We start from the raw sequence: 23,481 nt of genomic DNA on the forward strand, positions 1-23,481 counted from the left end.
GCCTTGGGCACTGAGTAATTCAATTCGACGACTAGCCGAATAGCTTCGGCCTTTTCTTCGGCGGTAACGATCCGAAATCCCATGATGCTTCCTTAGGTTGATGCTCCTACATCATGGTCCAAAACTATTGAGCCACAACAGCTTGCTGGCGAATGCGGTGGATCAGTTACAGAAATGTTGACTGACCCGGCACATTCGCCAGCAAGCCGGCTCCTACGGATTTAGAGTACTCATTGGTGTCACTGCCAATCAGCATGGATGTGCGGGAGCCCACCTGTGCAGAGGGCGGAATCTGTGACACACGTCACCTCTTCCAGCCCCTCGGAAATCTCCTACGATCTGATCAGGTCACGCCTCCGCTTCGTCTGCCGATGCGCGTTTATCGCTCATCCGCAGGAGACGCATCATGTTGCAAGGCATCAACCGGGCGCTGGCCAACACCAGCGTCAAGCTCAAACTCTCGCTGGGCTTCGGCCTGGTTCTGCTTCTGACCCTGGCCATTACGCTGACCGGCTGGCATGGGCTCGACACCATGATCGAGCGCTCGGAGTCATTAACCTCTATCGCCCAACTCAATGCCATGACCAAGGACCTGCGCGCCGAGCGCATTGTGTTTCGGGTGGAGAACACGGCTGAAAGCGCCTCGCGCGTCGTCGCCCGCATCAACGAAATCGAAGCGCATCTGATGGTGTTGCGCGAAGACGCACCTCCCGCCGACATTCTCAAGTTGCTCAACGGGCAAAGCGACACGGTACGCGCGCTCGAAGCGACCTTCGCCGACCTGACCAAGCTGTTGAGCGCCCGCGCCGACTCCCGTGCGCAGCTGGCCGTTCTGTCTGAAGAGGCAATCACGTCCATCGGCCTCGTGGAAAGCGAAGTGTTGAAAGCCGTCAGTCAGGAGCAGGACAGCAGCGAGCGTCTGGGGGAGTTCACCAACATCCAGCAATTGCGCGGGCAGGTACAAAACGCTCGCTATGAAGTCCAGGCTTATGTATTCAGCGGCAAAGAGTCCTACGAGATCGCCGCCATTACCGCCATCGACGAAGCGCTGAAGGAAGTCGAGCAGATTGCCAGCGATCAGGCCGATGGCAATGTCAGCGAGTTGCTCAACGCTCGTAAGACTCTGCTCAAGTACCGCGAGCACATGGGCCGGTTCAAAGACCTGCAAGTCGCGGTTGAGGCGGCTCAGGAGTCCATGGAGGCGCTCAGCGAGAGTCTGCTGACATCGACGGGCGAGATTACCGCCCTGCAAGGCCAGCGGCGAGATGCCGAAGCCACTCAGTCGCGGCAGACCCTCAGTGGCGTGGCCGGCCTCGCCATGCTCCTGGGCCTGTTGGCCGCGTGGCTGATTACCCAGCAAATCATCGCGCCGCTGCGGCTGACCTTGAGCGCGGCTGCACGCATCGCCAAAGGGGATTTGAGTCAGGACCTTGATGTTGGCCGTCGTGACGAGATGGGCATGCTTCAGCGCAGCATGCAGGACATGACGCTGAGCCTGCGCCAACTCATCAGCGGCATCAGCGACGGCGTGACCCAGATAGCCAGTGCGGCGGAGCAGCTGTCGGCCGTGACTGAGCAAACCAGCGTGGGCGTCAACAGCCAGAAAGACGAAACGGACTGCGTCGCCACGGCGATGAATGAGATGACCTCGACCGTCATGGAAGTGGCCCGCAATGCCGAAGAGGCCAGTGAGGCGGCGCAGCAGGCCGACCAACAGGCACGAGATGGCGACCGGGTTGTCAACGACGCCATCGCGCAAATCGAGCGTCTGGCCCTTGAGGTCAATAATTCGACGGAGGCGATGGGCAAGCTGAAGCTGGAAAGCGACAAGATCGGCGGAGTGCTCGATGTGATCAAGTCAGTATCGCAGCAGACCAATCTGCTCGCACTGAACGCCGCCATCGAGGCTGCCCGGGCGGGTGAAGCAGGACGGGGGTTTGCGGTCGTGGCCGACGAGGTGCGCGGCCTGGCGCAACGCACTCAGGAATCCACCGAGGAAATCGAAGTGCTCATCGCAGCGCTGCAAAGCGGCACCCAGCAAGTGGTCATGACCCTCGACGCAAGCCGGACGCTGACGGACAGCAGCGTCGAGCTGAGCCGACAGGCCGGCACCGCCTTGGGGCACATCACACGCACGGTATCGACGATTCAAACCATGAATCAACAGATCGCGGCGGCCGGAGAAGAACAAAGCAGCGTGGCAGAGCAGATCAACCGCAGCGTGTTGAACGTGAGGGATGTGTCAGAGCAAACCGCCGCCTCCAGCGAAGAGACCGCTGCTTCGAGCATTGAACTGGCCCGGCTGGGCGTGCAGCTGCAGGAAATGGTCGGCAAGTTTCGGGTGAGTTGAGGCGAAACGGGCTGCGACGTCGAGTTGTAGGACTGGCTTTAGCCGGGAATGCCTCTGCATTCACACCGCAGAATTAATAGCGCACGCACTGGCCTCTTTCCGGCTAAAGCCGTCCTACAGGGGAAGCGCCAACACCGATTCCCAAACAAAAACGCCGCCGAAGATTGCTCTTCGGCGGCGTTTTTGTTCAGCGCATGAATCAGACGTTGGCCAGAGCCGCGTCGTTCACATGGGTCGCTGGCTGCAGTGGCAGCAGCGGCGCATGAGGATCGGCGTCCACCGAGGCGCGCCAGGCATTGAGCCAGGCAGAGTTGCCTTCGCTCCAGACCAGCTGGTGCAACCGAGCCAGCGCAACCGGATCGCTCAGCAATTGCAGGCGTTCGTGGTTGTTCAGAAGCTCAGGGCCGCCCTTGATCGCATGACGCACACGCTCGACACGCATCCACTCGATCGGCTCGGCGTCGCGATGGCGAGATGTCGCCAAGGCACAAGCCAGTGCGTTCTGCTGTGGATCGACCACGGCGCGTACGAAGCCGTCGTTCAGCGCATGCCAGCGGTTCTCGTGGGTGTACTGATCGGTGGATACCAGCTCTTGAGGAGGAGTGTGCTCTTCCGGGATCAAGAACAGCTTGGTATCGCGCGCTTTCAGGCCCAGGTTCGTGCGGCTGGAGATCACCGACACCGGGATCGACAGCATCAACGAACCGACGATCGGCACCAGCCACCACAGGAAGCTCGGGTTCAGCCAAGCCACTAACAGCGCCCAGCAAAAGCCCAGCAGCGTCTGCGGTCCGTGACGCTTGACCGCTTCGCTCCACGGCGTCGAGTCATCATCACGCTGCGGGGAATTCCACGTTGCCGCCCAGCCCAGGAAAGCAGCCAGTACGAAGCGGGTGTGGAAGATCATGCGCACCGGAGCAAGCAGCATGGAGAACAGCATCTCCAGCAGCATCGACATGGTGACCTTGATGCGCCCGCCATAGCCCGTCGCGCCTTTGGCCCAGATCAGGATCACGCTGAGCAGCTTAGGCAGGAACAACAACACAACGGTGGTGGAGAACAGTGCGACGGCTTTCTCCGGGTGCCACTGTGGCCACAACGGATACAGCTGACGCGGCTCCATGAAGTAGGTCGGTTCCATCAGCGTGTTCACCGCCAGCAGCGCAGTGGACAGCACCAGGAAGAAGAACCACAACGGTGCCGACAGGTAGGACATCACGCCGGTCAGGAACACCGCGCGGTGCACCGGGTGCATACCTTTGACCAGGAACAGACGGAAGTTCATCAAGTTACCGTGGCACCAGCGACGGTCACGCTTGAGCTCATCCAGCAGGTTCGGCGGCAGCTCTTCATAACTGCCGGGCAGATCATAGGCAATCCAGACGCCCCAGCCGGCGCGGCGCATGAGCGCGGCTTCGACGAAGTCGTGGGACAGGATCGCACCGGCAAACGCACCCTTCCCGGGCAACGGCGCCAGGGCGCAGTGCTCGATGAACGGCTTCATGCGGATGATCGCGTTGTGGCCCCAATAGTGGGATTCGCCCAGCTGCCAGAAGTGCAGGCCGGCCGTGAACAGCGGACCGTACACACGCGTGGCGAACTGCTGCATGCGCGCATACAGCGTGTCCATGCCCGATGCACGTGGCGCGGTCTGAATGATACCGGCGTCCGGGGTTGCCTCCATCAGGCGAACCAGACTGGTCAGGCATTCGCCGCTCATTACCGAGTCAGCGTCCAAGACAACCATGTAGCGGTATTCACCGCCCCAGCGACGGCAGAAGTCATCAAGGTTACCGCTCTTGCGCTTAACGCGACGGCGGCGACGACGGTAGAAGATCTTGCCGAAGCCACCTGTTTCACGGCACACGTCGAGCCAGGCTTGTTGCTCGGCCACACAGATGTCGGTTTCGTTGGAATCGCTGAGGATGAAAAAGTCGAAACGATCCAGATCGCCCGTGGCCTTGACCGACTCGAAGGTCGCCCGCAGACCGGCGAACACGCGAGGGACGTCTTCGTTACAGATCGGCATGACCAGCGCAGTGCGAGCACCGGCTTCGATCGGCTCATTGCCCGCACTGGCACCGGAAATCCGGTACTTGTCGCGACCTGTCAGCAGTTCGAGGAAGCCCATCAGCGCCGTCCAGAAACCCGCCGATACCCAGCAGAACAGAATCCCGAACAGCAGAAGGATACTGGTCTGCAGCGCATACGGCATGACCTGTACGGCGGTCTGCCATAGGGTCTGATGACTGATCTCTTCGAACGAAACCAGCGACCAGCCTTGATACGGCAGAATGCCTTTCATGTAGAAGCCAGCCACGATGGTCTGGCCCAGCATGAGCGTCAGCAAGATGTAGCGACGGATCGAACCCACGGTGCGCCAGCGCGCCTTTGGCAGATCGCGCGGCAAGTCATCCTTGGGCGGCGGCGGGTTGGACTTCCCGGTCAGTCGACGCCAGCCACGGTGCAGGATGTTGGTCCGCCATGGCTCCGGCACGACCTTGGTGCGACGGATCGGCGGCGTGGCTTTCAGGCGCACGCGTCCGCTGGCGTCGACACTCAGCATCTCGGCCTCGTGCAGTTCGTCAGCGGTCGTCAGCGTCAGGCGGCGACCCACCGAAGCCTGGGCGGCCTCGGCAGGATCGGCGACGGTCTGCGCCGAAAGGCGCTCGTGCAGCTCAGCGAACGAGGTGCAGCTGGCAAATTCTGCCCGCTGCGCGTCGGTCATCGGCAAATGCGCCAGGTACTCGCTGAGCGACTCATTCAAGGGCTCTGGCACGGTGTGTGAATTACTCATCGGCTGGCAACTGGTAGCTCCAGGTTTCGGTCAGGACTTGTTGAATCATGGCCGGCCCCTGTTGGGTGGATGCAGCCTGTACCGCTGGCTGCGGGGTGTCTTTGCTGCCTTTGTTGGCCTTGGCGGCGTCGCCCAGTGCGGCTTCAGGCTTGGACGCCTCATCCGACTTGGCTTCGGCTACTTTGGCGGCATCGGCAGGCTTGGCGGCGTCCGCCTTGGCTACGTCTTTGCCATCGGTTTTAGGGCCTTTGGCTTCCTTCGGATCACCGGCTTTCAAGGCGTCGGTTTTGACGATTTCAGCTTTCTCGTCCTTCGGTGCAGCAACGATTGGCGCAGCAGCAACAGCCGCTTTGGCGTCAGCCTTGGCAGCCGGCTTCTTGTCTGACTTGTCAGCCGTGATGACGGCTGGCTCCTTGCCCGGTTCGGCAGGGGTTTCGCGCAGCAGGTAGGCGCGCATTTCAACCGACTTGCCCGGATCCTTGACCTTCAGGCGCAGCGTCAGACGCCAGCCTTTGGTCACCGGGTTGTAGCGCAGGTTGTTCTCCACCAGATCAGTGTTGTCATCGGTGATGACCTGACTGCGGATCGAAGGATCTTCACCCAGCTTGGCCAGTGTCGGGCCAACGAAATCAACCAGGTAGGCAACGCTGCCATCCGGCTGACGGATCAGGTTCGATTGCTTCACGTCACCGGTGGAGCGCAGGGTCTGCTTGACCCAGCCCAGGTCTGGCGAGTGAATGGCATCCTCATCCATTGTCCAGTGCAGGCGATAGTTGAAGTCGATCGGCTGACCCGGCTCTGGTTGGGTTTCCGGCTTCCAGAAGGCAACGATGTTGTCGTTGGTTTCGTCAGCAGTCGGGATCTCTACCAGGTCGACGGTGCCTTTGCCCCAGTCACCCTTCGGCTCGATCCAGGCGCTTGGACGCTTGTCATAGCGGTCGTCCAGGTCTTCGTAATGGCTGAAGTTGCGGCCACGTTGCAACAGACCGAAACCGCGCGGGTTCTCGACCGAGAAGCTGCTCACGGCAAGGTGTTTAGGGTTGTTCAGCGGACGCCAGATCCACTCGCCATTGGCCGCCTGGATCGACAAACCGCTGGAGTCGTGCAGCTCGCGACGGTAGTTGAGGACTTTCGACGGCTGGTTCGCACCGAACAAATACATGCTGGTCAGCGGCGCAACGCCCAGTTTGCCGACCTTGTCACGCAGGTACATGCGCGACTGCACATCCACCAGTGTGTTGGTGCCAGGACGCAGTGTCAGCTTGTACGCGCCAGTGGCGCGAGGAGAGTCGAGCAAGGCGAAGATGACCAGATGGTTGTCATCCGGGTTCGGCTTCTCGATCCAGAATTCGGTGAAACGAGGGAATTCCTCGCCCGACGGCATGGCCGTGTCGATCGCCATACCGCGCGCAGACAGACCATAAACCTGACCCTTACCGATTACGCGGAAGTAGCTCGCGCCCAGCATGGTCATGATTTCGTCTTGCTTGTCGTCTTTGTTGATCGGGTAAGTGACGCGGAAACCGGCGTAGCCCAGGTTCTCGGTCGACCGCGGATCGAACTTCACGTCACCGAAGTCGAAGCGACTCGGGTCGTACTTGATTTCGTTGACGGAATTGGCGGTCACTTCGTTGATCTTGACCGGCGTATCGAAGTGCATGCCCTGATGGTAGAACGAGACCTTGAACGGGGTCTTGTCATTGGCCCATTCGGCTTTGTCTTGCAGGAAGCGGATCTTTTGATAGTCCGCGAACTTCATGTCGCGGAATTCGGCCGGAAGATTGCTCTTCGGCGCGGTGAATTTCTGTCCGGCCAGATCTTTGGCCTTTGTCGCCACGTCGTCTAGATCGAACGCCCAGAGCTGACTGGCGCCGAACAGACAAAACAAAGCCGACCCTGCCAGCAGCGCGCTGCGAAAGCGCCCGCCCGGGTTCTTTGGTGCATTACATGGACTAACAATCACGAGCAACCCTCGCCGAAAACAGATGAAGAAACCAACGGCCAGCTATCAAATGCCGGGTTGGCGAGCATTGTTCCGACTCCAAAAGGGGCCAATGATTCCCCAAGCGGCGTCGGACCAGTCTGCGTTTAACCGATTTGTCGGGCCCAGGCCCGTCTTTGTAGCGCGCGATTATCCAGTAGCTCGCGTTACAACGCATCAGGTGACACAAACTATTTATTGCGTGTGAAGCAGGTAAATCCGGGGCCACCAAACAGACCGGGCTGTTCACGTCTCCAGCAAAAATGTCACGGGGCCATCATTAATGAGGTGAACCTGCATATCCGCACCAAACTGGCCCGTTTCCACCGTCGCGTGAGAGGTTTTGGCCTTCGCTGCCAAGTACTCGAACAACTCGGCGCCCAGTGCCGGGGGCGCGGCTTTTGAAAAGCTCGGCCGCATCCCGCTTTTGGTATCGGCCGCCAGTGTGAACTGAGAGACCAGCAGCAACCCGCCCTTAACGTCAGTTAGCGAGAGGTTCATCTTTGCGTCGGCGTCACTGAATACCCGGTAGTTAAGCAGCTTGTGCAACATCTTGTCGGCGCTGGCCGTCGTGTCTTGAGGCTCGATGCCAATCAGGACCATTAACCCCCGATCAATCGCGCCAATGGTCTGGCCGGCAACGTCGACGCGCGCTTGGCATACGCGCTGAAGCAAGGCTTTCATTCAGGCCTCTTCAGGCGGTAGATCCAGCAAACGCCGCGCCACTTCTGACGCCGCGCGCACCAGCGCATCAGTGATACCCGGCTCGGACGCCGAGTGACCCGCGTCACGGATGACCTGAAGCTCACTGTTCGGCCATGCCTGATGCAGCTCCCAGGCGTTGTCCAGGGTGCAGATCATGTCGTAGCGGCCATGCACGATAATGCCCGGCAGATGGGCAATCTTCGGCATGTCGCGAATCAGCTGGTTCTCTTCCAGAAACCCGCCGTTGGTGAAGTAGTGGCATTCGATCCGTGCAATGGACAGCGCACGATGGGGCTCGGTGAAGCGATCAACCACCTGCGGGTTCGGACGTAACGTGGCAGTGCGCCCTTCCCAGGTCGACCAGGCTTTGGCGGCGTGCATCTGTGCAATCTGATCGCTGCCGGTAAGGCGTTTGTGAAAGGCGCCGAGCACGTCGCCGCGCTCGTCCGGCGGAATCGGCGCCATGTAGTCCTGCCAGTAATCCGGGAACAGGCGGCTCGCGCCTTCCTGATAAAACCACTTGATGTCCTGCGGCCGGCTCAGAAAGATGCCGCGCAAGATCAGTGCGTGAACCCGATCGGGGTGCTTCTGCGCGTAGGCCAGAGAAAGCGTCGAACCCCACGAGCCGCCGAACACGACCCACTTGTCGATGCCCAGATGGGTGCGGATGCGCTCAAGGTCATCGACCAGATGCCAGGTGGTGTTGTTTTCCAGGCTGGCGTGTGGCGTAGAACGGCCGCAACCGCGCTGATCGAAGGTGATGATGCGATAGAGGTTCGGATCAAAATAGCGACGACTCTGTGCATCGCATCCCGAACCCGGCCCGCCGTGAATGAATACAACAGGCAGGCCATCTGGCGAGCCGCTTTCATCGACATACAGCACATGCGGCTCTTCCACCGCCAGATCGTGCCGGGCGTAAGGTTTGATCTGCGGGTACAAAGTCTGCATAGGTGCTCCAAAGTCCGATTCGGGGGCTGCGGTGTATCTGCCGTGGGGCATCATAAACCCGAATCGGCGAATGAACATGCTTGCCTGATTCGGGCCAACTGTTATGCCTTGTTTCACCGCCGTTTAGCGGTCGCGGGCCAGTAAAAGCAAGACCCAGGCCGGGAGTGGAACGATCAATGCAAGCCTTCTGCGGATACTGGGGAAAGCGCCAGAGATTTGCCGCCGATATGCAATGACGGCGAACCGAGGTGGCTTGGTTGAGTCGAACCGAGGGTCGTGCAGCCGCGTATTTCTCACCCGACCGGGAGGAAATAACCAATGACACGCCCTACAGTCAACCCACCCATTCAATCGTCAAACCAACTTGAGGTCGTACCCGATGTCTCCGGAACCCAACGTTCGTGACGCTGAAGTGGCAGCCTTCCGGGAAGCCGTGCTGAACAAACTCGAGTATGCAGTCGGTAAAGATCCCGACCATGCTTTCGACCATGACTGGTTCATGGCAATCGCTCTGGCGACTCGCGACAAAATGGCCGAGCGCTGGATGAACCACACGCGCTACGTCTACCGGCAGGAAAAGAAGCGCGTCTATTACCTCTCGCTCGAGTTCCTGATCGGCCGCCTGATGTTCGACAGCCTGAGCAACCTTGGCATCCTCGACACCGCCCGCGAAGCCTTGAAAGGCCTGAACGTCGATCTGGAGCAGATTCGTTCCCTGGAGCCGGACGCTGCATTGGGTAACGGCGGTCTGGGCCGTCTGGCCGCGTGCTTCATGGAAAGCATGTCGACCCTCGGCATCGCCGGTCACGGCTATGGCATTCGTTACGAGCATGGCCTGTTCCGTCAGGCCATCGTCGATGGCTGGCAGCAGGAGCAAACCGAGAACTGGCTGGACTTTGGTAACCCATGGGAATTCGAACGCCCTGAAGTCATTTACCAGATCGGTTTCGGCGGCAGCGTGCAGCCTCTGCTAGATGCTGCTGGCGCCCCGGTGCTCGATGCCTCGGGTGAAACCCGTCAGGTCTGGAGCGCAGGCGAAACCGTCCGGGCGATCGCTTACGACACCCCGGTTGTGGGCTGGCGCGGCAAAGCGGTGAATACGCTGCGGCTTTGGCGTGCACGTGCGGTGGAAGATTTGCATCTGGAACGCTTCAACGCCGGCGACCACGTCGGTGCGGTGGCGGAAGTGGTACGGGCAGAAAGTATCTCCCGCGTCCTCTATCCAAACGACAGCACCGAAGCGGGCCAGGAACTGCGCCTGCGTCAGGAATACTTCTTCGTCTCGGCGTCGCTGCAGGATTTGCTGCGCCGCCACAAGAACATGGGCTACAGCATCAGCAGCCTGCCGGAGCACGCAGCGATCCAGATGAACGACACGCACCCGTCGATCGCTGTAGCGGAGCTGATGCGCGTCCTCATCGACCTGCACGACGTGGAGTGGGACGAGGCCTGGCGCATCACCGTCGGCACCTTGGCCTACACCAACCACACGCTGCTGCCTGAAGCACTGGAAACCTGGTCCGTCGGCCTGATGGAGCGGATGCTGCCGCGCCACATGCAGATCATTTACATGATCAACGCTCAGCACATCGACAAGGTTCGCCAAGACTTCAAAGATGACCCTGCGTTGTTCGACCTGCTGCGCGCGGTCTCGCTGATCGAAGAAGACAACGGCCGTCGCGTGCGCATGGGCAACCTGGCGTTCCTCGGCTCGCACAGCGTGAACGGCGTGTCGGCGCTGCACACACAACTGATGCGCAAAACCGTCTTCGCCCATCTGCACAAGCTGCACCCGGACCGCATCAACAACAAAACCAACGGCATCACCTTCCGCCGCTGGCTGTTCCAGTCCAACCCGCAATTGACGTCCATGCTGGTCAACGAGCTAGGCGAGCAAGTGCTCGACAACCACGAGACCGCGCTGCTGAAACTGGAACCGCTGGCCGACGATGCACGATTCCAGCAGGAATTTGCCGCTCAGCGTCTGCAGAGCAAGCAGGCTCTGGCTACGATCATCCAGGAACGCCTGGGTATCGTGATCAACCCCGAGGCGATGTTTGACGTACAGGTCAAGCGTATCCACGAGTACAAGCGTCAGTTGCTGAACCTGTTCCACACTGTGGCGCTGTATCAGGCCATGCGGGCCGATCCGAGCACCGACTGGGTGCCGCGCGTGAAGATCTTCGGCGGCAAGGCGGCAGCCAGCTACCACTCGGCCAAGCTGATCATCAAACTGACCAACGACATCGCGCGCACGGTCAACAATGACCCTACGCTGCGCGGCCGTCTGAAAGTCGTGTTCATGCCCAACTACAACGTCAGCCTGGCGGAAAGCATTATTCCGGCGGCGGATTTGTCGGAGCAGATTTCCACGGCAGGTCTGGAAGCGTCCGGCACCAGTAACATGAAATTCGGCCTCAACGGCGCGCTGACCATCGGCACGCTCGATGGCGCCAACGTGGAGATGAGCGAGCAGGTCGGTCTGGAGCACATGTTCATCTTCGGCATGACCGCGCAGGAAGTCGAAGCGCGCAAGCATGCCGGTGAGTTCAACGCGCATCAGGACATCGCCGCGTCCGGGCGCTTGAATGACGTGCTGCAAGCGATTCGGGGCGGGGTCTTCTCGCCGGATGATCCGTATCGTTATGCCGGGCTGATCGATCAGCTGATCAACTACGACCGTTTCTTCGTCTGCGCTGACTTTGAGTCGTACTGGCACGCACAGGCCAAGGTGGAAGCGCGTTGGCACGATTCGAAAGAATGGTGGCGCTCGGCAGTGCTCAACACGGCGCGCATGGGCTGGTTCTCTTCGGACCGGACCATCCGCGAGTACGCGACTGAAATCTGGAACGCGCTGGACTAAGCGCCTGCTGGTGATCGTTTCCTCCCGGAAACGATCACCGCCGAATGGCGTGCGCGTCCCGCCTGAAGTCTGGCTTGATCGTGTACGGCTTCGATTGTGACGACCGGCTTGATGTCAAACCTAGACTTGTATGAGCCGGCTTGCTGGCGAACGCGTTGGTTCAGCTGCCTGAGAGGTGACTGGCCTGCCGGGTTCGCCAGCAAGCCGGCTCCTACAGATCAGGATTTAACCGTAGGGTCAGGATCTAACCGTAAGATTAGGGTTCAACCGTAGGATCAGCCACCAACCGTGGTTCCAGCCTCCAACCGGTGGATGTATCAAAACGCTTGGTCTGTTTTGAGCCGGGTGCATCGGCGACACAATTCTCCTCCCCAACACAAAATGTTTCCCCTTTCCTGACGCCCGATATACTTTCCGCCATCGCCGTTGATCGGCCGAAAAGGGATGTCGTCGCGTGCAATGGATTCTTCTGCTGGCCGGTCTGGTAATCGGGGCGCTTCTTGATGAGTCGCTGATGGGCGGCGCTGTCGGTGCGGTCGTTGGTCTGGCCGCAGGCTTGAGCTTTCGCCTGACCGCGTTGAGCCGTGAGGCGGCCGTGCAAAAAGCCGAACTCGCCAGGACCCGGCTCGACCTCGACGCCATACAACAACGCCTGAGCCAGCTCGACTCCGCCGCCGCTCAATCACCGGATGCGCCCGTGTCGGCGCCCCTGAATGTGCAGCCCATTGCAGACGACGGTCCGGAATTGCTGTGGGATCTTCCGAATCTCGAACCGGTCACCGCGCCGACGGACGACACGCAATGGCGACGGCCCGAGCCAGCGACATCGCCGGTCACCCCAAGCTACGCGCACGCCTCTGATGCTCAGCCCGCACCCTCCCAACCCAATCTGTTCGACAGCGCCTTGCTGCGCGCGCAGAACTGGCTGCTGGGTGGCAACACTGTGCTGCGGGTCGGTGTGGTGCTGCTGTTTCTTGGCCTTGCGTTTCTGCTGCGCTACGCCACCGAAGGCATGGCCGTTCCGATTGAGGCCCGTTACGCCGGCGTCGCCGTGGCAGCGCTGGCGTTGCTGGGCCTGGGTTGGTGGCTGCGTGAGCGTAATGAATCCTTCGCGCTGATGCTCCAGGGGACCGGCGTCGCGGTGCTGTACCTGACGGTGTTCGCCGCCATGAAAGTGCACACGCTGCTTGCCACGGGCATGGCGTTCAGCCTGTTGGTGGCGGTCACTGTTTTTTCGGCCATTCTTGCCGTCACGCAAAACGCCCTCGCTCTGGCCTGCGTCGCCGCGCTGGGCGGGTTCGCCGCGCCGCTGCTGACGTCCTCGGGTGAGGGCAGTCACGTCGCCCTGTTCAGTTATTTCGCCCTGCTCAACGCGGGTATTTTCGCCATCGCATGGTTCAAAGCCTGGCGCCCGCTGAACCTGATCGGCTTCATCGGCACCTTCGGCATCGGTTTCGCCTGGGGCATGGACGCCTACACGCCCGAGCTGTTCTGGAGCACCGAGCCCTTCCTGATTCTGTTCTTCCTGATGTACCTGGCAATCGGCCTGCTGTTCGCCCGCCGCAAGCTGCAAGAGCACGCAGCCGGGCCCGAGGATGACAGCCGGGCAGCCACCTTGCGCTGGTCGGCGCGCCAGACCCATTACGTCGATGGCAGCCTGTTGTTCGGGACGCCCGTCGTCGGCTTCGGCCTTCAGTACGCGCTGATCCAGCATCTGGAATTTGGCGCTGCGTTTAGCGCATTGGCGCTTGGATTGCTGTACATGGGCATCGCCCGATTGCTGGCCGGGCGCGCACCGGGACGGGCGTTGCTGCTGGTGGAAACGTGCGTTTCGCTGGGCGTGGTGTTCGCGACGCTGGCGATTCCCCTCGCCCTTAGCGCGCAGTGGACAACTGTCGCCTGGGCGGTCGAAGGCGCTGCGGTGTTCTGGTTGGGCATGCGCCAGAACCGCCTGCTGGCGCGGGGATTCGGCTTGCTCCTGCAACTGGGCGCCGGGATCGCATTTTTGGGCGTGGTCGGTCGCTGGTATGTGCCGAACTTCAACCACGGCGACTTCTGGACGCCGCTGATCATCGCCCTCGCCGGTCTCGTCAGCGCCTTCACCGTGGAACGCATCGGCACGTTGCGTCTGTCGCTGAGCGAGCGTTTCCTGCAACCGGTGTTGTTGATCTGGGGCGCGCTGTGGTGGTCCGCAGCACTGTGCGTCAGCACCCATTACGTGCCGGGAGCAGCCGAATTCTCGACGTTATTGCTGCTGGGCGCTGTCAGCGTCGGACTGTGGACAGTTGCCGCCCTGCGCTTGAACTGGAACGGTATCGCCCAACTGTCGACGCTGCTGATGCCCCTGAGCGCGGTGTTGCTTGCGCTGATGAGCTTCAATGCCTATTACAACCCCGCTGCACACTGGGGCTGGCTGGGCTGGATCACGGTGTTTGCAATTCATCTGTGGTCATTGAAACGCCTCGACAGCAGGTTGCTTGCGCGCCTGCGCAGTGCCGCCCACGTCATCGGCTGCTGGCTGATCATCATCGTGCTCTCGCTGCAACTGCGTTACGCATTGCTGATGCTGTCGGAGTCGTATAACGCCTGGCGCTGGCTGGGCTGGGCGCTGCTGCCGAGTCTGTATTTGCTGGCCACAACGGCATCGCGTACGTGGCCCTGGCCTGTCGGCGCATACCCGCGCGAGTACCGCGTCTGGGCGGCGGCGCCACTGGCCGCATTGATGCTCGGCTGGTTCTGGCTGGCGAACGGATTCAGCGAAGGCGCTGCAGATCCCCTGCCCTACCTTCCGCTGCTGAATCCGCTGGAACTTGGCTTGCTGATCACCCTGACAGGGGTTTTCAGCTGGACCCGCCAGCAATTGCCGCAGCTGGGCGTCAGCGAGAGCCGCGCTCAAAAAGCGGCGCTGCTCATCGCGGGCGCATCGTTGTTCGCGCTCATTACTGCCATGGTCTTGCGCACCGCCCATCACTGGGCCGGTGTGGCCTGGTACCCCGAGGCGCTGTTCGAATCGATGCGCGTGCAAGCCGGGCTTTCCATCGTCTGGACGCTGATGGCCCTGGCGCTGATGATCGGCGGACACCTGCGCGCTCGCCGTGACCTCTGGATCGCCGGCGCCGCGCTGATTGGTGTCGTTGTGGCCAAACTGTTCTTCGTCGAGCTGAGCAATCGCGGCGGCCTGGAGCGCATCATTTCCTTCATCGGGGTTGGCGTTCTGTTGCTGGTGGTAGGATATTTCGCGCCCTTGCCGCCCCGGCATCCGGCGCCAGGTAAGGGTGTAACCGATGCCGACGCTGCGGACCCGGTATCGAAATGAAGCACACAAGGAGTGTTCAGTTGAGTCGTCAGTTCGTCATGAAAGCCGCCCTGCTCGTCCCGTTGCTGGGCGCCATGCTGTGCGTGTCCACGCTCAGTCGAGCGGAAGATCTGCCGGATGATTTCAGCACTCACGCGCCCTTGACCGTGGGCGGTGAAGGCCCTTGGTATCGGCTGGAACTGCCGCTCGGCGTGCAGTTGAACGCGCGTCAGAGCAACCTCAACGACGTGCGTGTTTTCAACGCGGACGGTCAGGCCCAGCCCTACGCAATCACACAAAGCCCGTCCCAGCGCGCAGCCGACGCAAGCCCTGTCCCGGTGAAGTGGTTCCCCCTCTACAACAGCGATGGCGCCAAAGACATCGAGCCGAAAATCCGTGTGGAACGTACGCCCAACGGCACGCTGGTGGAGGTTCAGCCCCAGGGTGAGATCGAGGCCGGTGAAGAGATCCTGCGTGGCTGGCTGCTGGATACCAGCGCGATCAACGCGCCGCTGGACCAACTGATTCTTGACTGGAGCAGCGAGCGCGACGGGTTTCAGCGGTTCAGCATCGAGGCCAGCGACGACCTGCAACACTGGCAGCGCTGGGGCGAAGGTCAAGTGGCGAGGCTCTCATTCGCAGAAGAACGGGTCGAGCAGCGGGTGGTTAATCTGCCCGGTCGCAGCGCGCGGTATGTGCGCCTGCTGTGGCAGTCGCCGCAGTCCGCGCCGACGCTGGATGCGGTGGAGCTGATCAGTACGCAACCCGGCGTGCTGCCGTTGAGCTGGTCGCCGGCAATCAAGGGGCGCGTCGAAAAGCCCGGCGTGTATGTGTGGCAACTCCCGGTGGCCCTGCCGCTGGAACGCATGCGGGTCGATATTGCGCAGCCCAACAGCCTCGCGCCCGCCACGCTGTACGGGCGACGCGACGGCAACGCGCCTTGGCAGTTGATCGACAACGGGCTGCTTTACCGGCTCAGCCAGAACGGTCAGGACGTCGTGCAGGACGAAATGGAGCTGCCGGGCAACGTCGTGCAGCAGCTCAAACTTGAGGTCGACGATCGCGGCGGTGGCTTGGGCAAAGACGCGCCGACGCTGAGTTTTGCCGTACGCGCCACGCAGCTGGTTTTTCTCGCACGAGGCGCGCCGCCCTACAGCCTGGCCGTCGGCAACGCCACGGTGAGAAGCGCGGCACTGCCCTTGTCGACGCTGATCCCTGGCGTCAGCCCCGAGAAACTGGCGGCGCTGGGCAGCGCGTCCATGGCGTCCACACCGGCTGTGCCGGCGGAGGCGCCTGCGCCCGTGCAAGCCAGCAGCCCTGACATGAAGCGCATCGGCTTGTGGGCCGTGCTCATACTGGGCGTGGTTTTTCTGGCATGGATGGCGCTTGGCACGCTGCGCGGGCCTCGTAGTAGCAAATGACCCAAAACAAGTGCCAACCGCGCGCCAAATAATAATTGTCGGTGTGATGACGCTGAATCGATACGGGATCGAAAAAATTGCAGACGATGGCTGCCATTTCTTCACTCTGATAGCGCTAGGCTTATGTAGCCCGTGAACTCAATCACTACCTGACCGGTCTGACAGGCAGTATTAAATTTCCGCTCACGCTAGACTGTGCGCGTTTTTATCCCCCATTTTCGGAGCTATCCATGTCCCGCGTTACCTTGAGTCGTTATCTGATCGAGCAGACCCGCACCAACAACACCCCTGCCGATCTGCGCTTTCTGATTGAAGTGGTGGCGCGTGCGTGCAAGGAGATCAGCCACGCGGTGTCCAAAGGCGCTCTGGGCGGCGTGCTCGGCAGCATGGGCACCGAAAACGTGCAGGGCGAAGTGCAGAAGAAACTGGACGTCATGTCCAACGAGATTCTGCTCGAAGCCAATGAATGGGGTGGCCACCTGGCCGGTATGGCGTCCGAAGAAATGGACAACGCCTACCAGATTCCCGGCAAATACCCGAAGGGCGCCTACCTGCTGGTATTCGACCCACTGGACGGTTCCTCCAACATCGACATCAACGCGCCGGTCGGCACGATCTTCTCGGTGCTGCGATGCCCGAACGAGTACCTGAGCCAGAACGAAGCGCTGAACGAAAAAGCCTTCCTGCAACCAGGCACCCAGCAAGTGGCGGCGGGTTATGCCATCTACGGCCCACAGACCATGCTGGTGCTGACCCTGGGTGACGGCGTGAAAGGTTTCACACTGGACCGCGAGATGGGCAGCTTTGTCCTCAGCCACGAAGACATTCAGATTCCGGAGTCCACTCAGGAATTCGCCGTCAACATGTCCAACCAGCGCCACTGGGAAGCCCCCGTCAAGCGCTACGTCGAAGAGCTGCTGGCGGGCGAAGACGGTCCGCTGAAGAAGAATTACAACATGCGTTGGGTCGCGGCCATGGTTGCCGACGTACACCGCATCCTGACCCGTGGCGGTCTGTTCATGTACCCGCGCGATTCCCGCGAGCCTTCCAAGCCGGGCAAGCTGCGCCTGATGTATGAAGCCAACCCGATGTCGTTCCTGGTTGAACAAGCCGGCGGCGCGTCAACCGACGGCCATCAGCGCATCCTCGACATCCAGCCGGAAGGCCTGCACCAGCGGGTCGCCGTCTTCCTGGGTTCGAAGGAAGAAGTCGAACGCGCGACGGCGTATCACAAGCAATAACGTCCCAAATGGCCGCCTCTGGCGGCCATTTCTTTTCTCGATTCAGCGCTGATTGGCGCATCGGAGAGGGGATGCTTATTTGTAGGAGCCGGCTTGCTGGCGAAGGCTTAGGGACAGCCATACAGTCGGTGACTGGCCCATCGCGTTCGCCAGCAAGCGGCTCCTACACAAAAGCGGTGAGCGCTGATTCGGCGCTGCACCTCGACGGCGGACACCAGATGTCGCGACGTTGCTCTCACTCTTCTACCAAGGGGCTCCATCTCATGTCTTTGCGCTCTCTAGCAGTGTTGTCGTTCTGCGTATTGCTGGCGGCCTGTAGCAAGGTCAATCAGGAAAACTACTCGAAAATCTCGGCCGGCATGTCCAAGGCACAGGTTGAGCAATTGCTCGGCAGCCCTACCGAATGCTCCGGCGCATTGGGGATGTCCAGCTGCACCTGGGGCGATGCGAAGACGTTTATCAGCGTCCAGTACGCCGCCGACAAGGTCGTGCTGTTTTCCGGGCAGGGCCTTAAATGATCATTCGTCAGGCACTGAAATTCGGCGCTGTCGCGTTGGCCGCATTGTGGATCAGCGCCTGCGCAGTGAAGCCTGAAAGCGAATCCATGGCGCCGAAGACGGTCGATCATGTCGACCTCAAGCGTTACCAGGGCACATGGTACGAAGTGGCGCGGCTGCCGATGTTCTTCCAGCGCAACTGCGCGCAGTCCGAAGCGCATTACACGCTGAAGGACGACGGGAACATTGCCGTCACCAACCGCTGCCGGACAATCGAAGGCAAGTGGGAGCAAGCAACCGGGACGGCATCGCCGCAGATTCAGGGCAAGACCGACAAGCTGTGGGTTGTGTTCGACAACTGGTTCTCGAACATTTTCCCGGGGCTCGCAAAGGGTGACTACTGGGTGCTGTACGTAAGCCCCGACTACAAGGTAGCGCTGGTCGGTAGCCCAAGCCGCAAGTTCTTGTGGCTGCTGTCGCGCACCCCTCATGTGCCGGATTCGGTGCGCAACGAGCTGCTGATGCGAGCGCAGCAGCAAGGTTATGACACCACCAAACTGATCTGGCGGGTGGTGGATTCAAAAGTAGGCAAGGCGGCAGACTGACCTGTTCAGGTGATCAACCCGTCGGGCCGTTCACTGCAACTGCATCAGCCCAGCAGGTCCCGCAATACCTGAGCGAAGGCGTGGCTGCTCTGCGCTTCATCAGCATGATGGCCGTCGCGGATCACCCAGCGGCCATTGACCATGACGTCCTTGATCTGACGATCACTCCCGGCGAACAACCAACGGTTGAGAATGCCGTCGCCGGACGCGGTCGCCAGATACGGGTCGTTGCCGTCCAGCACCAGCCAGTCGGCTCGTTTGCCCACTTCCAACGCGCCTACCGGTTGCCCCATCGCTTGCGCACCGCCCACCAGCGCCGCGTCGTAAAGGGTACGGCCGACCATTGGCTGGTCTGGCCGATACAAGCGATTACGACGTTGATCGCGCAGACGCTGGCCGTATTCAAGCCAGCGCAGCTCTTCGACCACGCTTAGCGACACATGGCTGTCAGAGCCGATGCCCCAGCGGCCGCCCTGCGCGATGTAATCCACCCCCGGGAATATCCCGTCGCCCAGGTTTGCTTCGGTGGTCAGGCAGAGTCCTGCGACCGCACGACTTTTCGCCATCAACGCCACTTCGGCCGGCTCGGCGTGGGTCGCGTGAACCAGGCACCAGCGCGCATCCACATCGACGTTCTCATAGAGCCACTGCAAAGGCCGGCGGCCGCTCCAGCTCAGGCAGTCGTCGACCTCCTTCTGCTGCTCGGCGATATGAATGTGAATCGGGCAGTGCGAATCGCTGGCGGCCGTCACGTCGCTGATCTGCTGCGGGGTTACGGCACGAAGCGAATGAAAGCACAGCCCCAGCGCCTGGGCGGGTTGCGCACTGATGACAGGCTTGAGACGGGACTGCAAATCCAGGTAACTGTCGGTGCTGTTGATGAACCGGCGCTGGCCTTCGTTGGGGGTCAAGCCCCCAAAACCGGAATGGCTGTAGAGCACCGGCAGCAAGGTCATGCCGATGCCGACCGAACTCGCCGCCTGACTGACCTGCAGCGCCAGCTCGGCGGGGTCGGCGTAGGGCTTGCCGGTGGTGTCCTGATGGACGTAGTGGAATTCGGCAACCGAGGTAAAACCGCCCTTGAGCATTTCGATGTACAGCTGCCGCGCGATCACCCCCAACTGCTGCGGACTGATTTGCCCGACGAGGCGATACATCAGGTCGCGCCAGGTCCAGAAACTGTCATTGGGGTTGCCGGCTACTTCTGCGAGCCCGGCCATGGCCCGCTGGAAAGCGTGGGAGTGCAGGTTGGGCATGCCTGGCACGACCGGTCCGTTGAGCACCTCGGCGCCACCGCGTTCGGCGTCGGCCTGCACCTGGCTCAGCAGGCCATCAGCGTCGACCTCAAAACGAACGTTAGTGGCCCAGCCTGAAGGCAATAACGCGCGCTCGGCAAAGAAAACGGACATGGCTCGGCACCCCTTGCGTGAAATTGTCTATACATATACAGACGTTTATACGGCCGGTAAACTGCGCCGCGCTTGTCGGCACATGTGTTAATGGTTAGCGTGGACGCTGTAACCTCTTTCGCCTGAATAACGCCATAACAAGGATCTCTCTGTGCCGACTCCGCCTGCCCATTTGCCGCTGGCCTCCCATATGGGTGACAGTCCGGCGCCGCTCTACGCCAGGGTGAAGCACATGATCACCCAGCAGATTCAGAACGGCACCTGGCCGCCGCACCACCGCGTGCCGTCCGAGAGCGAACTGGTGACGCAGCTGGGTTTCAGCCGCATGACCATCAATCGTGCCCTGCGCGAGATGACCGCCGAAGGACTGTTGGTGCGCATGCAGGGCGTCGGCACTTTCGTCGCCGAACCCAAGACGCAGTCGGCGCTGTTTGAAGTGCATAACATTGCCGACGAAATCGCCGCTCGCGGGCACGCCCACACCTGTCAGGTGATCATCCTCACCGAAGAAGCCGCCGGCTCCGAACGCGCACTGGCGCTCGACATGCGTGAAGGCCAGCGGGTGTTTCATTCGCTGATTGTGCATTTTGAAAACGACATTCCCGTGCAAATCGAGGACCGTTTCGTCAACGCCCTCGTCGCGCCGGATTATCTCCAGCAGGACTTCACCCAACAAACGCCGTACGCCTACCTTTCCCAGGTCGCGCCGCTGACCGAGGGCGAGCACGTGGTCGAAGCGATCCTCGCCGAACCCGACGAATGCAAATTGCTCCAGATTGAAAAAGGCGAGCCCTGTCTGCTGGTGCGTCGGCGCACCTGGTCCGGCCGCCAACCGGTGACAGCCGCCCGCCTGATCCACCCCGGCTCACGCCACCGCCTGGAAGGACGCTTCAGCAAATGACTCAACTGACTCTTCTGCGCGCCGCTGAATACCCGCGCATGCCGTGGAAAAACGGTGGCGGCAGCACCGAGGAAATCGCTCGCGATGCCGGCGAGGGCCTGGAAGGTTTCGGCTGGCGACTGTCGATTGCCGACATCGCCGAGTCGGGCGGCTTTTCAGCGTTCGCCGGTTATCAGCGCATCATCACGGTGCTGCAAGGCGCAGGCATGACGTTGAACATTGATGGCAAAGACAGCGAGCCGCTGCTGCCTTCCGACCCGTTTGCGTTCAGTGGCGGCAGTGCGGTGACTTGCACATTGCTCGACGGACCGATCCGCGACTTCAACCTGATCTACTCGCCAAGCCTCTATCGCGCGCGCCTGCAATGGATCGACGTGATGCACCCGCAGCGGTTTTTCAGCTCGGCAGAGGTGTTCGTGGTGTTCAGCGCCGCAGAGCAGATGGCCGCCAACATCGGCGAACACCCGCCGCAGTTGCTGGAAAAACACGACTGCCTGCAACTGGATAACACCGCAGGCTCGCTGCTGGAGGTCGTGCTCTATGCGCCACGTGCCAGCCGCGTTGGCGTGATCGAGTTGTCGCGCATCTGACCCTCGCCGCCTGAGACCCTTCGCCCTGTGGTAACTTGCGCTTTTTTCGCCAGCACACAGGGACGACCATGACGACGCTCAACGACAATAAAGAAAGCCCCCGAGCCCTCGCCATTCTTGCCAGTTTTCTTTCATCGGAATCGGCAGGCGGCCTCGTGCTGATGGGCGCTGCCCTCGCAGCCATCCTCGTCGCCAACTCCCCCCTCGCCCCTTCGTATTTCGCCGCACTGCACAGTGTCTGGGGCGGGTTGTCGATCGAGTTGTGGATCAACGACGGGCTGATGGCGATCTTCTTTTTGATGGTAGGTCTGGAAATCAAGCGCGAAGTCCTGGCCGGTGGTCTCGCCAGTTGGGGTCAGCGCGCGCTCCCCGGTTTCGCGGCAGCGGGCGGCATGCTGGTGCCGGCGCTGATCTACATCGGGGTCAACATGGGCAACGCCGAAACCCTGAGCGGCTGGGCGATCCCTGCGGCCACGGACATCGCCTTCGCCCTCGGCGTGCTCTCGTTGCTGGGCAAGCGTGTGCCGACATCGTTGAAGGTGTTTCTCGCCGCGCTGGCGATTCTCGATGACCTGGGCGCCGTCACCATCATTGCGCTGTTCTACAGCAGCGGCCTGAACATGACGATGCTCGGCGCCTCGTTCGGCACGCTGGCCGTGCTGGTGATCATGAACCGCATGGGCGTGCAGCGATTGCTGCCGTACCTCCTACTCGGGCTGCTGTTGTGGTTCTTTGTGCTGCAATCGGGCGTACACGCGACGCTGGCGGGTGTTGCCCTGGCGCTGTGTATTCCGCTGGGCACCCGCAAGGAAGAAGCTCGCTCGCCACTGCTGTTTCTTGAGGAGAAAATGCATTACTGGGTAGCGTTCGCGGTGGTGCCGATTTTTGGTTTCGCCAACGCAGGCGTGTCCCTGTCGGGCATCACCTTGGGTAATCTGGTCGACCCGGTGCCGCTGGGTGTGGCGCTGGGTTTGTTCGTTGGCAAGCAGATCGGTGTCTTTCTCGCCGCGGTGCTGGCGATTCGGTCCGGTCTGGCGATGTTGCCGGAAGGCAGCAACTGGACGCAGCTGTATGGCGTGGCCCTGCTATGCGGGATCGGGTTCACGATGAGCCTGTTCATCGGCAATCTGGCCTTCCCCGGCGCAGCGCACCTGATCGACGAAGTGAAAGTGGGCGTGTTGTTGGGCTCGATCGCTTCGGCAATTGCCGGGGTGCTGCTCCTGCGCAGCAAGCTGGCGCGGCATTGATCTTAACCGCTGATTCCATTTAGAGCCGCTTGCGCTGGTCTGGATAGAGGGCGAATCGACGCCCTACACGATATGTGGGAGCCGGCTTGCTGGCGAATGAGGTTTGTCAGTCGACATCTTCATTCCTGATCAACTGCGTTCGCCAGCAAGCCGGCTCCTACAGGCGCTCGGTCGTCCTATACCCCTCTGTTACCCCCAGCCACGCACTGTGCTGGGGCGCGCGCACCGAAAAGTAACAACTTCCTTCCTCTCGCTGCCTTCCTGCCGCTCCCCCGCCCGCTTCGCAAATCATTGAAAACCCCACGCCAGAGAGGCCTGTCCGGTTTTCTATGCGTGCAAAACCAACATTGGCCCCTTGGTTGCATATGCTTGTATGTACAAGTAAGCATGAGTGAGCATTAAGGCCCGGTTTGATGACAATGGCCGCCCTCATGCAGAACCTTATTCACACGTTCGTCAGGGACCCCGCGTCCAGGCCGGATTGATCATCGAGGATTGTTAAGTGACTACTGACCACAACACCCCTGCTCAGCAATGGACCAAACGCCGCGATGTGGAAATCCGCGCGGCACGTGGCACGCAACTGACCGCCAAGAGCTGGATGACCGAGGCGCCGTTGCGGATGTTG

General features: G+C 61.0%; 16 protein-coding genes. 11 read left to right on the forward strand and 5 right to left on the reverse strand.

Translation table 11 applies throughout. The features are described from left to right. The first annotated feature begins 406 nt into the window (after nt 1-406). Complete coding sequence (locus tag VF672_RS03535; RefSeq protein WP_331101526.1) at nt 407-2,350, forward strand: methyl-accepting chemotaxis protein; 1,944 nt, start codon at nt 407-409, stop codon at nt 2,348-2,350. Between the two features lie 199 nt (nt 2,351-2,549). Here VF672_RS03535 and mdoH read toward each other — a convergent pair whose 3' ends face one another. From mdoH to pip, 4 genes are all read right to left on the reverse strand, one after another. Next, on the reverse strand, nt 2,550-5,147 hold the full coding sequence (gene mdoH / locus VF672_RS03540) for a glucans biosynthesis glucosyltransferase MdoH (protein ID WP_331101528.1): 2,598 nt from the start codon (nt 5,145-5,147) through the stop codon (nt 2,550-2,552). Beyond that, complete coding sequence (locus VF672_RS03545; protein WP_331101530.1) at nt 5,140-7,116, reverse strand: glucan biosynthesis protein G; 1,977 nt, start codon at nt 7,114-7,116, stop codon at nt 5,140-5,142. Before VF672_RS03545 ends, mdoH begins: the two co-directional genes overlap by 8 nt. Before the next feature lie 258 nt (nt 7,117-7,374). Then, complete coding sequence (dtd, locus tag VF672_RS03550) at nt 7,375-7,812, reverse strand: D-aminoacyl-tRNA deacylase (RefSeq protein WP_331101532.1); 438 nt, start codon at nt 7,810-7,812, stop codon at nt 7,375-7,377. Next, nucleotides 7,813-8,784 carry a prolyl aminopeptidase gene (pip, locus tag VF672_RS03555; protein ID WP_331101535.1) on the reverse strand — a complete coding sequence of 324 codons (972 nt, stop codon included), beginning with the start codon at nt 8,782-8,784 and terminating at the stop codon, nt 7,813-7,815. Between the two features lie 379 nt (nt 8,785-9,163). Between pip and VF672_RS03560 the strand changes: the two genes are divergently transcribed. The 6 genes from VF672_RS03560 to VF672_RS03585 all read left to right on the forward strand — a co-directional run bounded on the left by VF672_RS03560 (nt 9,164) and on the right by VF672_RS03585 (nt 18,706). Then, nucleotides 9,164-11,647, forward strand: coding sequence for a glycogen/starch/alpha-glucan phosphorylase (locus VF672_RS03560; RefSeq protein ID WP_331101537.1), 2,484 nt, complete (start codon nt 9,164-9,166; stop codon nt 11,645-11,647). A gap of 454 nt (nt 11,648-12,101) precedes the next feature. Beyond that, nucleotides 12,102-14,963 carry a DUF2339 domain-containing protein gene (locus tag VF672_RS03565; protein ID WP_331101539.1) on the forward strand — a complete coding sequence of 954 codons (2,862 nt, stop codon included), beginning with the start codon at nt 12,102-12,104 and terminating at the stop codon, nt 14,961-14,963. A 38-nt stretch (nt 14,964-15,001) separates the two neighbouring features. Beyond that, a complete protein-coding gene (locus tag VF672_RS03570; protein ID WP_331101552.1) occupies nt 15,002-16,363 on the forward strand; it encodes a DUF3999 domain-containing protein in 1,362 nt (453 codons plus the stop codon). Nucleotides 16,364-16,593: 230 nt separating this feature from the next. Next, nucleotides 16,594-17,604 carry a class 1 fructose-bisphosphatase gene (locus tag VF672_RS03575; RefSeq protein WP_331101541.1) on the forward strand — a complete coding sequence of 337 codons (1,011 nt, stop codon included), beginning with the start codon at nt 16,594-16,596 and terminating at the stop codon, nt 17,602-17,604. 263 nt (nt 17,605-17,867) lie between these two features. Continuing rightward, nucleotides 17,868-18,122: an outer membrane protein assembly factor BamE domain-containing protein gene (bamE, locus tag VF672_RS03580; RefSeq protein ID WP_331101544.1), complete on the forward strand. Its 255-nt coding sequence runs from the start codon at nt 17,868-17,870 to the stop codon at nt 18,120-18,122. An 86-nt stretch (nt 18,123-18,208) separates the two neighbouring features. After that, a complete protein-coding gene (locus tag VF672_RS03585) occupies nt 18,209-18,706 on the forward strand; it encodes a lipocalin family protein (protein ID WP_331101554.1) in 498 nt (165 codons plus the stop codon). A gap of 44 nt (nt 18,707-18,750) precedes the next feature. On the opposite strand, the gene VF672_RS03590 is transcribed toward VF672_RS03585, so the two are convergent. Then, nucleotides 18,751-20,115 (reverse strand): formimidoylglutamate deiminase, encoded by a 1,365-nt coding sequence (locus tag VF672_RS03590; RefSeq protein WP_331101546.1) that lies wholly within the window; start codon nt 20,113-20,115, stop codon nt 18,751-18,753. A 190-nt stretch (nt 20,116-20,305) separates the two neighbouring features. On the opposite strand from VF672_RS03590, the gene hutC reads away from it, so the two are divergent. From hutC to VF672_RS03610, 4 genes are all read left to right on the forward strand, one after another. Further along, nucleotides 20,306-21,016, forward strand: a complete 711-nt coding sequence (gene hutC, locus VF672_RS03595) for a histidine utilization repressor (RefSeq protein ID WP_331101556.1) — start codon at nt 20,306-20,308, stop codon at nt 21,014-21,016. Next, nucleotides 21,013-21,606: a HutD family protein gene (locus tag VF672_RS03600; RefSeq protein ID WP_331101548.1), complete on the forward strand. Its 594-nt coding sequence runs from the start codon at nt 21,013-21,015 to the stop codon at nt 21,604-21,606. Before hutC ends, VF672_RS03600 begins: the two co-directional genes overlap by 4 nt. A 68-nt stretch (nt 21,607-21,674) precedes the next feature. Further along, nucleotides 21,675-22,853 carry a Na+/H+ antiporter NhaA gene (gene nhaA, locus VF672_RS03605; protein ID WP_331101550.1) on the forward strand — a complete coding sequence of 393 codons (1,179 nt, stop codon included), beginning with the start codon at nt 21,675-21,677 and terminating at the stop codon, nt 22,851-22,853. 502 nt (nt 22,854-23,355) lie between these two features. Then, nucleotides 23,356-23,481: hypothetical protein (locus VF672_RS03610; protein WP_331101559.1), on the forward strand; the 126-nt coding region annotated here is incomplete at its 3' end.

Source organism: Pseudomonas sp., assembly GCF_036387035.1.
Lineage (GTDB): Bacteria > Pseudomonadota > Gammaproteobacteria > Pseudomonadales > Pseudomonadaceae > Aquipseudomonas.